The organism is Cytobacillus sp. ABV4_503, assembly GCF_056158445.1.
Map to the genome: position 1 here is coordinate 4512510 of NZ_JBSWTH010000001.1, position 13581 is coordinate 4526090.

At 44.3% G+C, this 13581-nt stretch carries 11 protein-coding genes; 2 read left to right on the forward strand and 9 right to left on the reverse strand.

Going from position 1 to position 13581, the window contains the following annotated elements; all coding sequences use genetic code 11:
- Positions 1-114: 114 nt before the first annotated feature.
- The 8 genes from ACXAD1_RS22590 to hutG all read right to left on the reverse strand — a co-directional run bounded on the left by ACXAD1_RS22590 (position 115) and on the right by hutG (position 8687).
- A complete protein-coding gene (locus ACXAD1_RS22590) occupies positions 115-1575 on the reverse strand; it encodes an aldehyde dehydrogenase family protein (protein WP_474911085.1) in 1461 nt (486 codons plus the stop codon).
- Positions 1576-2316, reverse strand: a complete 741-nt coding sequence (locus ACXAD1_RS22595; RefSeq protein ID WP_474911086.1) for an SDR family NAD(P)-dependent oxidoreductase — start codon at positions 2314-2316, stop codon at positions 1576-1578.
- Between the two features lie 2 nt (positions 2317-2318).
- Positions 2319-3401, reverse strand: coding sequence for a tartrate dehydrogenase (locus tag ACXAD1_RS22600; protein WP_474911087.1), 1083 nt, complete (start codon positions 3399-3401; stop codon positions 2319-2321).
- 66 nt (positions 3402-3467) lie between these two features.
- On the reverse strand, positions 3468-4736 hold the full coding sequence (locus ACXAD1_RS22605; protein WP_474911088.1) for a TRAP transporter large permease: 1269 nt from the start codon (positions 4734-4736) through the stop codon (positions 3468-3470).
- Entirely contained in the window at positions 4736-5215 is a 480-nt protein-coding gene (locus ACXAD1_RS22610) for a TRAP transporter small permease (RefSeq protein ID WP_474911089.1), read from the reverse strand. Before ACXAD1_RS22610 ends, ACXAD1_RS22605 begins: the two co-directional genes overlap by 1 nt.
- Before the next feature lie 74 nt (positions 5216-5289).
- Positions 5290-6324: a TRAP transporter substrate-binding protein gene (locus ACXAD1_RS22615; protein ID WP_474911090.1), complete on the reverse strand. Its 1035-nt coding sequence runs from the start codon at positions 6322-6324 to the stop codon at positions 5290-5292.
- 179 nt (positions 6325-6503) lie between these two features.
- Complete coding sequence (gene gltS, locus ACXAD1_RS22620) at positions 6504-7712, reverse strand: sodium/glutamate symporter (protein WP_474911091.1); 1209 nt, start codon at positions 7710-7712, stop codon at positions 6504-6506.
- 15 nt (positions 7713-7727) lie between these two features.
- Positions 7728-8687, reverse strand: a complete 960-nt coding sequence (gene hutG / locus ACXAD1_RS22625) for a formimidoylglutamase (RefSeq protein WP_474911092.1) — start codon at positions 8685-8687, stop codon at positions 7728-7730.
- A 129-nt stretch (positions 8688-8816) separates the two neighbouring features.
- Between hutG and ACXAD1_RS22630 the strand changes: the two genes are divergently transcribed.
- Together ACXAD1_RS22630 and ACXAD1_RS22635 are read left to right on the forward strand one after the other, a co-directional pair.
- The gene (locus ACXAD1_RS22630) at positions 8817-9698 is read left to right on the forward strand and encodes a LysR family transcriptional regulator (protein ID WP_206840522.1); all 882 of its coding nucleotides are present in this window, start codon (positions 8817-8819) and stop codon (positions 9696-9698) included.
- A 141-nt stretch (positions 9699-9839) separates the two neighbouring features.
- Positions 9840-11261, forward strand: a complete 1422-nt coding sequence (locus ACXAD1_RS22635; protein WP_474911093.1) for a YfcC family protein — start codon at positions 9840-9842, stop codon at positions 11259-11261.
- Between the two features lie 154 nt (positions 11262-11415).
- Here ACXAD1_RS22635 and ACXAD1_RS22640 read toward each other — a convergent pair whose 3' ends face one another.
- The gene (locus ACXAD1_RS22640) at positions 11416-13422 is read right to left on the reverse strand and encodes a penicillin-binding transpeptidase domain-containing protein (RefSeq protein ID WP_474911094.1); all 2007 of its coding nucleotides are present in this window, start codon (positions 13420-13422) and stop codon (positions 11416-11418) included.
- Between the last annotated feature and the right edge of the window lie 159 nt (positions 13423-13581).

Here is a 13581-nt window from a genome sequence, read left to right on the forward strand (position 1 = left end):
AATTCCACTAACAATAGTTCTTAAGACTCATTACCTGCCGAAAGTTAACTCCTCTACAATCATGCTGAAAAAAAAGGATACAGACGAGATTCGTCCGTACCCTTAAAAAACAGATTAATATTTCAGCGCAACATTCTTCACTTGCGTATAATTACGCAGAGCCTCCAATCCTTTTTCCCTGCCAAATCCGCTATGCTTGTACCCGCCAAATGGCTGAGTGATGCCCCCGCCAGCTCCGTAGTGATTAATAAAGACCTGGCCGCATTCCAGCAAGCTGGCAACACGGTGGGCGCGTCCGGCATTTTCTGTCCAGACGCCTGCCACAAGGCCATATGGCGTGCCGTTGGCGATTTCGATGGCTTCTTCTTCGGTTTCAAATGTGGTGACCGTGAGAACCGGCCCGAAGATTTCCTCCTGGGCGAGGCAGTGGTCTGCCGGAACATTATCGAAAATAGTTGGCTGCAGGTAATATCCTGATTCGCAGCCATCGACCTGCTGGCGTTTTCCTCCTGTTGCCACTCGAATTCCATCGTCCTCAGCCAGCTGCAGGAATCCTTGAATCCGTTCATACTGCTTTTGATTTAAGACCGGCCCCAAATCCGGATTGCCGAGCCCCTGCCCAATAGTCAGCTTTTCCATCGCAGCTGCCAGCTTTTGCACAAATTTATCCTTGATTGATTTTTCGATGACCAGACGTGAGCCGGCGGAACAGGTCTGGCCTGCATTTTGAACAATGGATTTCAGCACCCATTCCAGTGCTTTTTCTTCATCACAGTCAGCGAAAACCACATTCGGTGATTTGCCCCCAAGTTCCAGCGTAACTGGTATGATATTTTGGGCGGCAGTCTCCATGACTCTCTTACCGGTTTCAACAGAACCCGTGAACGTCACATGGTTCACACCAGGGTGGGCGGATAAGGCGGCACCAGCTTCATGGCCATAGCCTGTTACGACATTAATAATCCCTTTCGGCACACTAAGACTCTCCATTAATTCAACGAGTTTCAAAGTGGATAGCGGCGTATCCTCAGCCGGCTTCAACACCGCCGCATTGCCGGTTGCAATCGAAACCGCAATGCTTCGTGCTGCAATTTGCAGAGGATAATTCCATGGAATTATGTGGCCTGCAACTCCTATCGGTTCGCGCACAGTGTAGTCAATGATGCCCCGCTCTACAGGAATTGTTTCGCCCATGATTTTATCTGCCACACCTGCGTAAAATTCAAAATAGCGGGCAGCAATTTCAACGTCTGTTTCAGCCTGGGCAAGCGGTTTTCCAACATTCAGCGTTTCCAGCCTGGCTAGTTCGTCTTTATTCCCGCGAATGATATCAGCGACTTTAAACAGCAGCCTTCCCCGGTTATAAGCCTGCAGGGATTTCCACTCTTCCGAACGAAATGCCTTTTTTGCCGCTTCGACAGCCTTGTCCACTTCCTTCTGACCCCCGCGCGGCACCAAAGCCAAAATGGAACCGTCTGCCGGATTTTTCACTTCTATTAACTTATTTTCATCCGGAACATGCCATTCCCCATCAATATAGCAGCCTTGGATCTGTACATCAGTTGCTTCCCTCATTTAAATACCCCTTCCTCCATCGACATTCAGGACAGAACCTGTCACAATCGCAGACTCATTTGAACATAAGTAAACAAGTGAATTCGCGATATCAATTGGCTGGATCAGCCTGCCTAATGGAACACTCTTTTTAAATACGGTATCCTTCGTTGCTTCAATGTCTGCATCCTTTGCCGTAAACTGGCCAAGCATCCCTGTGTCAGCCGGACCTGGATTGACAACGTTGACGCGAATGCCATATTCAGCAAGCTCAATTGCGAGTGCCTGGGAAAAAGAAACCGCTGCCCCTTTAGACGCGATATAGGCATTCAAGCCCGGCCGTGGACGCACCATGGAGATTGATGCGATATTAACAATGACACCCTCTCCCTGTTTTTTCATATATGGGACTGCTTCACGGCATGTGAGGAACAGAGATGTTGCGTTGACTCCCATGATTTTTTCCCAATCGGCCAAAGTCACTTCTTCAATTGGCGCTGCCGGCTGGGCAATGCCTGCAATATTGACGAGACCGCTGATTTTTCCGAAGGATTCATTTGCTTCTGAAAATATTCTTTCCACATCTTCTTCCTTTGTTAAATCACCTGCAACTGGCAGAAGACGGTCCGTCTTTTCAATGCCGTCCACATTTAAATCGACAGCTGCCACATAGGCGCCTTCTTCCAAAAAACGTTTCACCGTTTCTTTACCCATGCCGCCTTTTGCACCGGTAACAACAAATACTTCATCTTGTAATCTCATTTTTATAAGCCTTCTTTCACTAGTAGTTTCTGCTGTAAAGCCTCGCTAATGGCAGATCCCATTTCACTTGTTGTAGAAGTTCCGCCTAAATCAGGTGTCCGCACAGCGCCTTCAAGCAGAACTTGTTCAATGGCTTCGATGATAGCCTCAGCCAGATCCGCTCTTCCAAGATGCTCCAGCATCAATGCTGCCGACCAGATTTGCGCAATAGGGTTAGCAATTCCCTGTCCGGCAATATCAGGTGCCGATCCATGAACCGGCTCAAACATCGATGGGAAGTCTCCTTCCGGATTCAGGTTGGCTGATGGAGACAGACCAAGTCCGCCAACTACTGCAGATCCGAGGTCGCTTAAAATATCACCGAACAAGTTGGAAGCCACCACAACTTCAAAGTCCGCTGGCCTTGCAACAAAGTAAGCAGCCAGCGCATCAATATAATAACTATCCAGACTAATAGAAGGATACTCTTCTGCTGCCGTACGAACTGCCTCATCCCATAGCTTCATGGAATGGATGATCGCATTCGACTTTGTAGCACTTGTAACGGATTTTTTTCCGTGCTTTTTTGCGTATTCAAACGCGAACTTCGCTGCTTTCGCTGTCCCGGTACGCGTAATAATCGTGTTCTGAACCGCCACTTCCTCTTCAAGCCCCGGATATAGCCGGCCGCCGCTATTGGAGTATTCTCCCTCCGCATTTTCACGGACGATGACAAAATCAATGTCTTCTCCCACAAAGCGGGAAGGCACTCCCTTCAGCATTTTGACCGGCCTCAAATTTATGTACTGTCTGAATTGCTTCCGGATTGGCATGATCAGTTCCCAGACGGTTACATCGTCCGGAACCCTTTTATCTCCAATCGCTCCGAAAAGAATTGCATCATATCTTTTCAGCGTTTCCAATGAGTTTTCCGGCATCATTTTTCCATGCTGCAGATAGTACTCGCTGCCCCAGTCAAAGGTTTCAAACTCCAGATCAAAGTTAGGATCCAAATTTTTCAATATTCCTAATACCTTAACGGCTTCATTTACGACCTCAGGTCCGATTCCGTCACCAGGCAGTACTGCTATACGATGTATTGCCATTAACTAAGCACCTCTTCCATTTCACAATCTATATTTATTCCAAATGTTACTGCCTCTATTTCGCCATTATTTATCTAGTAAAAATAAGCTGATGGAAGGCATAAAGCTTAAAATTAAGACATCAATAATCAGCACAATAATGAATGGCATAATCGCTCGGACAATATGCTCCAGTCTGATTTTAGCTATATTGGATGCAACAAACAGGTTAATCCCGACTGGCGGCGTAATCATGCCAATCGCCAGGTTGACAACCATGATGACCCCGAAATGCACCAGGTCCATTCCAGCCGCTGATGCAATCGGCACAAGAATTGGCGCCATGATAACTATTGCGGCGGATGTCTCCAGGAATGTTCCGACAATCAGGAGAATGACATTAATAATGATTAAAATCATGATAGAATTCGTTGTAATCCCGAGCATCCCTTCCGAGATTTGTGCAGGAATTTGCTCCCTGGTTAACAGGAATCCGAAGATTGACGCACAGGAAATGATGAATAATATAACCGAGGAAGTGACGGCTGAGGAAATGAAAATTTCCGGCAGGTCCTTCCACTTGATTTCCCGATAGATTAAGAGACCGACGATTAAGCCATACACTACGGCAACAACAGATCCTTCTGTTGGTGTAAAAATACCGCCGTATATGCCGCCAAGTATGATCACCGGCATTAAAATAGCTAAAATTGCGCTCTTGAAAGCAGAAGCCACTTCTTTCAAAGAGCTCTTTTCTTCCTTGCCGTAGCCTCTTTTACGAGAGATAAAATATGCTAAGAGAATAAGAGAAATCCCAACGAAGATCCCTGGCATAATACCTGCAATAAACAGGTCGCCTATTGAAGCCCCTGCGATAACTCCGAATAAAATCAGTGGAACACTAGGCGGAATCATAACTCCAATGGTACCGCCGGCAGCCTGAATAGCGGTTGAAAAGCTCTTATCGTAGCCGCGCTTCACCATTGCCGGAATCAAAATGCTTCCGACTGCAGCTGTAGTGGCCGCTGCAGATCCGGAAATAGCTGCGAAAAACATACACGTTACAATCGATACCATTGCCAAACCGCCATGCAGGCTGCCAACCAGTGTACTGGAAAAATTAATTAAGCGCTTTGAAATCCCGCCAGATTCCATCAGCTTCCCAGCCAGTATGAAAAACGGAACAGCCATGAGTGTAAAGGAATCCGTTGAAGTAAACATCTTTTGCACGATAACCATTAATGGAACATTGTCCTGAATCATTAACACAAGCATGGAAGCGAGCCCTAGAGCTACCGCAACCGGAACATTAATCAGGAAAAGCACCAGCAGCAATCCGAATAATAGCCATGCCATCAGCTGCTCGCCTCCTTTCCCCATTCTGAAACGGTTATGTAAAGCAGATTAATGACAAATAAAACACTTGAAATCGGTATGACCGTATAAACAATCCCCATTGGCAGCTGCAGGGCCGGAGAGGTCTGCATCATGCTTCGCTCGATAAAAACGAATGAGTTGACGATTATCTGATAAAAGAAGAACACAACTAAAACTGTCGATAAAAGCAGCATCACTTTTCTCACCGCTTGATTGGCTTTTTCAAAAAGCAGCTCGATGCTTGGATGCGCATTGACACTAACGGCATATCCCGCACCCAAAAAGGTGATCCACACTAGCAGATAGCGTGACAATTCCTCTGTCCATGCAAGCGGCTGATCAAGCACAAACCGGAAAAGCACCTGCAGGAAAACCACAATAACCATAATGAAAAATAGAAGGATCAGTACCCATTTAATGAAAGCATTCAATGAATCTACTAATTTTTTAACCACCATAGATTCCCCTTATGTGTAAAAAACCTGGTCTGTGCCGGCATCTCTTATCCGGCACTCGCCAAGTTCTCCTTTTATTATTTTGTGTTTAAAATGGCGTCAAGCTTTTCCTTGCCAAATTGGGATTCATATTTTTCATATACAGGCTGGATGGCTTCGCGGAAAGGAGTGACGTCCACTTCCTCAACGATTTCCATTCCCTGCTCTTTCAAAACCTTTAAGGATTCTTCATCAGACTTTGTGATCAGATCACGGATTTGGTCACCGGCCTTTTTCGATTCCTCCCGCAGGATATCTTGATATTCCGCTGGAAGCGTATCCCATACAGATTTACTGAACATAATTACAGCCGGTGAATACAGGTGGCCGGTTAATGTCATGTATTTCTGGTTTGCTTCATAAAGCTTGTACGTATCAGCTACGACGATTGGGTTTTCCTGAGCGTCAACCACCCCTTGCTGAAGAGCTGTTAATGCTTCAGTCCACGCCATTGGAGTCGGCTTTGCACCCAATGCATTAAACGCGTCAAGGTGGATAGGATTCTCCTGCGTACGGATCTTTAAGCCTTTTAAATCTTCAGGCTTATTGATTGGCTTCTTGGCATTTGTAATATGGCGGAAACCATTTTCACCCCACGCCAGGCCAACAATCCCTACATCTTCCATCCCTTTTAAAAGCTCCTGCCCGATTTCCCCATCCAGAATCTTGTAAGCGTGTTCACGTGATTCAAATAAAAAAGGCATGTCCACGATACCAATTTCCGGATAGAAGTTTGCAATTGGTGCTGTGGATGAAACAGACATATCAGCCGTCCCAAGGGTAAGGGCCTCAGTCAGTTCTCTCTCTGCTCCAAGCTGTGACAGAGGGAACACTTCAATCTTTACCTTGCCTTCCGTGCGCTTCTCGACATTCTTAGCAAGCTCCATTAATCCAATATGATACGGATGATCCTCTGTTAAAGAGTGGCCCGCTTTCAAACTAAATGTTTTTCCATCATCTTTTTCTGCTGATTCGCCATCAGCTCCGGCCGAACTGGAACCACCGCCTCCGCAAGCTGACAAAATCAGACTCAGTACCAGCATTGGCACTATCCACAAAAATCTCTTTCTCATCTCTCTAAATCCCCCTTTATTTTAAAAAATTATTAGAATATACAGGCAATTATAACACCTTTTACGCTTTTATGCGGTAAAATATATGTGAATTTTTCCAAAATTTTATCTTTTATATCCTTTCAATTTATGTCGAAAAAATAAACTAGGAGCTGAATTTGCTTCAGCCCCTAGTTTTATTATTTTAATAAATTAATGCTTGTAATAATGATTGGCATGGCGAATACATCGATAAGGAACGCCCCAACAATTGGCACAATTAGAAAGGCTTTTGGGGATGGACCAAAGCGTTCAGTAATGGCACCCATATTGGCCATTGCATTCGGAGTGGCTCCAAGGCCATGACCAGTGAAGCCTCCCACCATAACAGCAGCATCATAATCTTTCCCCAGTAACTTAAACAGAACAAATACTCCTGCAGCCACAATGAATACAACTTGGATTAAAACAATAATTAACATTGGAAGTGCTAAACCCGCCACTTCCCAAAGCTTAATGCTCATTAAAGCCATGGAAAGGAAAATGCCAAGCGTTACATCACCAATTAAGCTAATACCTTTCATATCCACAATGCTTTTATTAAAACTATCCAGAATATTCCTGACGATAACGGCTACAAACATTGCCCCAACATAGCTGGGAAGTACAAAGCCAGTAACGCTGGAGAATAACTCACCCAAATAGGAACCGGCAGCCATACAAAAAGTTATGATTAAGATCTGCACCATAAATTGTTGGGAATTGAAGTCAAAGGCAGATCTCCTCGTTGCGTCTTCATTAGCCGCTGCAGCCTCTACTGATGCATCAGCTTCTGATGGATTCAATTTGTACTTCGTAATAAGAAATTTAACTGTAGGTCCTCCGACCAAGCCCCCAGCAATTAACCCAAATGTAGCTGCTGCAAGGCCCACTGAAAGAGCAGAGTTTACTCCTAATTCCTCAATGGTTCCGCCAAATGCAGTGGCAGCTCCATGCCCCCCTTCCATGGACACAGCACCAACCATTACTCCTAATAAAGGGTCAAGTCCCAACACACTGGCCAGAGAAATTCCAATAACACTCTGGCATAAAGCCAATACCCCGCACGCAAGCCAATATATAACCAGCAGTTTCCCGCCGAGCTTTACCAACTGAAAGCTCGCTCCCAGCCCGACCGTCGTGAAGAAGGCCAGCATGAATAAACCCTGCAGTGAAGTATCTAATGTTATTATTACAAGCCCTGTCTGTTTTAATATAGTTACCATAATCGCAAATAACAAACCGCCAACCACTGGTGCAGGAATGCAAAACCGTCTTAATAATGAAACTTTATTAATCAGGAATCCTCCGCCTATGAGTAAAGCAACCGCCAAAAAGATGGTGGTAACATTATTTAATGCCAATTCCATATTATACCCCCTAGATTATTTATGAAAATTCATTAGTCCTTCCTTTATGAAATGTGCTGCTAATGCAATTGTTTTATTTCCATTATCAAAATCAGGATTCACTTCACACACATCAAAGGAAATCGTTTTCTCCTTTGAAACAATATACCTTACTAACTCCCGCACTTTTTTCGGTTCAAGTCCAAATGGGGAAGGCGCACTTACTCCAGGAGCAAAAGAAGAATTAATGACATCTGTACATAAAGTGAGAATAAGATTGTCATATTTTGCAGCAAAATCATCCAGCTGCTTTAAGACACCAGAAGGATCTGGGGCTGACAGCTGCTCCTCTACTATGTAACTCACATTATACTTGCGGGCTGTCTCAAATAATGCTGCCGTATTTCCCAGCTTTTGAATGCCAGCGGCTAAGTATCCGCAATTTTGATCCTGATCCAAAATCTGCTTAAACATCGTTCCGGAGGAAGGCTGCTGCTCGTACTGTCTCATATCAAAATGTGCATCAATATTAATGATTCCAATACGCGCATCAGTTCCTAAGTACTCCCTGACCCCGAGATAGTGGCCATAAAAGGTCTCATGTCCGCCGCCTATAATGAAAGGAGTTACTCCTTTTTTTAATAGAAAGGAGACGGATTTTCCGAGCTCATCCTGAGCGTCTTCCATGTTTTCCCCAACACATTCAATATCTCCTGCATCAAACACTTTTGCATTCATCGGCAGGTGCCAGGGGAGTTTTGCCATAGCCCGCCTAACTTCTTCCGGTGCTTTTGCCGCTCCTCTCCTGCCCTGATTCCTTCTAACTCCTTCATCACACTTAAAGCCAATTAGGCCAAACGATTTGCCAGTTCCCGCTTCCTTAATTTCAGCAGTTAGGTCCAGCAATTTTACCTGCTGATGAACCCGATAACTTAGCGGGTCTGTTTCACTATCAATTCTTCCGCACCAATGATTCCCCGAAGGCTTAATATACATAATTCCTCCTGCTGTTTATTAATTCTGAATTTTTATCCTATAAAAAGTATATTTAAGTTAATATATAATTACCAATATCAAATTTATATATATTAATAGTTTTTAGCTATAAATGAGAGGTGTATACAATTGGATCTTCGGCAGCTTCGTTATTTTACTACCGTGGTACAGGAAAAAAATTTCTCTAAAGCAGCTGGAATACTTCATATTTCCCAGCCTTCTTTAAGCAGCAGCATTATGAAATTAGAAAATGAAATTGGGATTCAGCTTTTGGAAAGGAACACGAGAAGCCTCACTCTTACCGAATCAGGAGAAATCTTCTATACACGTGCCATGGATCTTATCAAAAGGCATGAGTATATGTTAAAGGATCTCGAGGAAATTAGGCAGACAGGAAGCGGCATGATCTCAATCGGATTGATTGAGTCTTCTAAATACTGGATACCAAAAACAATAAAACAATTTAAGAAAAGGTATCCTAATATAGAAATACATTTTAAAGAACTGCTTGGCCACAAACAGGTTATAGAGTCTCTTTCCAATTATGATGTGCATATAACAATCACAAACCAGCTGATTCATAACAATGAAATAGAGGTTATTCCCATTTATATTGAAAAACTGCTCTTGGTCATGCATAAAGATGACAAGCTTAATGATCAGGTTTCCATATCATTGAAGGATCTTACGGAACACGATTTTATTATCAGCACAGCCGGCTTCCAGACGAGAGATGATGTTTTAAATGCATTTCATCATGAAAATCTCACTCCAACCATTAAATATGAAATTGAGCGTTTAGAAACAGCCTGCAGCCTGGTTGAACACGGCCTTGGAATCGCTATCCTTCCGGAAAGCTATGTTAAATATTACTCCAACCCAAATCTAGTGACCCGGTCTATTAATTCAGGGTTTCTCCAAAGGCCTGTTTATATTGCCTTTTGGAAAAATCGAAATCTAACACCGGCAGTATTTCATTTAATAGAAGAAATGCAGAGCCTTTTTGATTGAAATTTACAATGGGATCAACCTGATAAATTCTAACAATTTGAAATATTATATATATAACTTTATAATAGACAGCAACTTCCTTTTACATGGTAATACTGCAATTGTATAAAGGAAAAAAACGAATGGAGGGATTTAAGAATATTGAAACCACAGACGACGCAAGAAACAGGATTAGAAACTAATCAGCAAAGAAAATGGGAGATGCCGGATACTTATGTCATCCTCTTCGCTGTTTTATTAATGGCAGTGGCAGCTACATACTTCGTGCCGGCAGGAGCATTCGAAAGAGAACTAGTCGATGAGGTAGAACGAGTCATACCAGGTACATATGGAGAAACAGAGGGCAATCCAACTGGCTTTATGGATATATTCCTGGCACTTCAGGAAGGAATGGTTCAGTCTGGAGGGCTGATTTTCCTTGTTCTATTTGCAGGCGGAGCCTTTGAGGTCGTGGAACGGTCAGGCGCTATTAAAGCAGGCATTTTGCGTGCCGTTACTAAGACACAGGGAAAAGAGTTTTGGCTTATTGCTAGTGTATCTATCTTATTTGCATTGGGAGGAGCCGTTGGGGCAGTAGCCAATTCGGTTATCCCTTTTGTCGCCATCGGACTTATTATCACACGTGCTCTCAAGCTTGATGCGCTTGTGGCAGTTTCCATTACTTTCGGGGCTACTTTTGCCGGCTTTAATGTCGGGTTCCTGAATCCTTATACAGTTGGCATCGCGCAATCGATTGCCGATATCCCCTTATTCTCCGGAATGGCCCTACGGCTTATAGCATTTGCTGTGATTGTGGGTGTAACCATTCTCTACACCTGGCGATATGCCAAAAAGGTCCTTGCAGATCCATCTAAAAGCCTGGTCGGAGTATCCATTGAAACATCCTCTTTAGACGATAACCTTGAAGCCCCCTTTACAGCCCGGCATAAACTGATTCTCAGCTTTGTAGGGTTCTCACTGCTATTTTTTATTTTTGCCACCATTCAATTTAAATGGACTATTGATCACATGGCTGCCTTTTTTATTATTATTGGACTTATTTCAGGTGTTATTGCGGGTATGAACTATAATCAAGTTGCATTAACCTTTTTGGAAGGCTGCCAAAAGCTTGTATACGGCGCTTTAATTATTGGCGTTGCCAGAGCCATTCTTATCGTCATGGAAAACGCCAGCATCCTGGATACATTTGTTCACGCTCTGTCCATTCCTCTGGAAGGATTATCTCCCATACTGGCGACAATTGGCATGTTTGTATCCAATGCTCTTCTAAATTTCCTTGTTCCATCCGGAAGCGGGCAAGCAATGATATCCATGCCAATCCTGGCACCTTTGGCAGATATGATTGGCATCACTCGTCAAGTTGCGGTCCAAGCCTACCAGTTTGGAGATGGATTCACCAATAGTATCTTTCCGACATCCGGTCCACTCATGGCCAGCCTTGCCGTAGCCGGGGTACCTTGGATCAAATGGGCAAAATGGATGATGCCCCTCTTTCTGATTTGGTGTGTCATCGCTGTTGCCATGCTTAGTATTGGGGTACTGATAAATTGGGGTCCCGTTTAAAATGAGCCGGAATTATGCGTTCGGATTACTTTATTTTGCTATACAAAGCTCTTTATAGTTCGATGGTATATGTTATTCAATCCACCCAGGCCACAAAAAAAGTGTCTGTACTCTATCAGGGTACAGACACTTTCTTTACTTCTTTAATTGGTTATTAAAACCGCCCTTTATGCTCCTCAAATACCTTCTTCACTTTCTCCACCACCACTTTCGATCCGCCGCTGTTTTCAACGCCCTCCATCATCATCGCAATGAGCAGCTTAGGAGACTGCGGATTGTAGGCAACGAACAGACCATTCTCCTGGCCTTTTTCATCCGCACTTTTCTTCAGCTCGGCGGTTCCGGTTTTCCCAGCCAGCGGGTAATCTTTCATATAAGCCGTACGGCCGGTTCCGCTGGGATCCTGAATGACTTTAGCCATTGCGGCTGCCACCGTATTCGCAGTTTCTTCGCTCATCACGCCTTCTTTCAGCACCTGTCCTTTTTCCTCTTCTTCCAGGAGAACAGGCTTGATCATGGAGCCTTTATTGATAAAAGGTGTATATGAAGCAGCAAGATGGACAATGCTCATTTCCACCTGGCCCTGGCCATAGCCGGAATCAGCCAGCAGGATTTCTGTGTCCAGGCCGCCAATCTTGGATTGTTCAAGCGGGAATGCGTATGGAATTTCCTCTTCGAACGCGAACTTCTTAAGCCCGGCTGAAAACTTTTCTTTTCCCAGTTCAAGCGCCTGCTGGGCAAAATAGATATTATCCGAATACATCATTGCTTTTTCAAAGTTAACCGGCCCGCCCGGATCTTTGACACGGGTGACTTTATAGCCGCCCCATGAACTGTCCTTCTGCCATTGGAGGCCGCTAACCTTAATCGTTTCATCAAGTGTTAGTGTCCCTTCTGTCAGTCCGACTGCCCCTGTCAGCGGCTTCATCACTGAACCCGGCGCATAGGTTTGCTTAAATCGCGTCAGAAGCGGCATGTCCTTATTGCCTTCAATTGCCTTCCACTCATCCGCGGTAAATCCAAGTGAAGCCTGGTTCGGGTCAAAGCTCGGGCTACTGACGAGAGCCAGCGTATTTCCGGTAACCGGATCAATCGCTGCTGCGGTTCCCGGCTTTCCTCCCAGCTCTGTGTAGAGTGACCTCTGCAGGTTCATGTCGATGGTAAGCTGAATAGTTTCACCGTTCTCTACCGGCTTTTCAGCGAGAACCACTTCAGAACCGTCTTTCTTCTGGATGCCGATTTTGATTCCGTTCGAACCCTTCAAGCGCTCCTCAAGGACCTGTTCAAGCCCTCTTTTTCCAATTATATCAGTGCTTGAATAACCTTCACGCTCTTTCATTTCATCTGCTGTAATCTGTCCAACATAACCGATTAGATGGGCTGCTGATTCACCCATAGGGTAAACTCTGCCTTTTACATCCTGTTTCAGCACGCCTTTTAGCGCAAAGACCTTGCTGAGCGTTGCCTGATCATCCGGGGATACCTTTTTAATAGGCACAAAGTAGCCCGGCTGCACCCAGCTGGCATTCAGGCTTTTATTAATCTGCTCTTCAGACATTCCCAGGGCTGAAGACAAACCTTTGATAGTCTGCTCCTTTTGATCACCCATTTGTTCTGGAACAACACCAATTTCGTATAGGGTGCCATTTAAAGCAAGCGGGTCACCTGTCCGGTCGACAACATCCCCGCGCTGCGCCGGAACAGTTGAATAACTGATTTTATCCTCCTGCCCCAGCTCCGGGAAAATATAAGTCGTATCCCAGGCAACAAACCAATTGTCTTCCTCTTCCTTTTCTTCCTTCACAAGCTTGGCATCATGGGTAAATTCTATCTTGCCGGCTGCACTATCCATGCTTGCAGAAAAAGGAAAACTTGCATTTTCTTCTTTTTTATATTCCTTTTCCATATCCGGCTTGTATGCCACCTTCAGATTATTTATCTCTAAATCCTTATAAACCTTTTCATAACGGGCTGCAAAATCCTTTTTGCTGATCGATTGCTTTGCATCCTTCGACAGGAATTCATACATCTTCTCAAACTCCTGCTTATTCCAGTGCTCCACATACTGCGAAAAGCGATCCTGCGGCTTAATTTCCTTATTGCATCCGCTCAAAGCGGCCAAAACCAGGACAGTAAAAACAAAATACAGAACCTTTCTCATAAATCACCCTCCCCGTTACTATATTATCATTTAATTGGAGAAATTTCCTAGTGACAGGCACCACCCGAATTTTGTCGAATGTGAACTTTGCAAATTTGCATTGTATACTTTAGAATAAATCGCCTATCAAAATAAAAATGGATGCAAACGATATAGGTT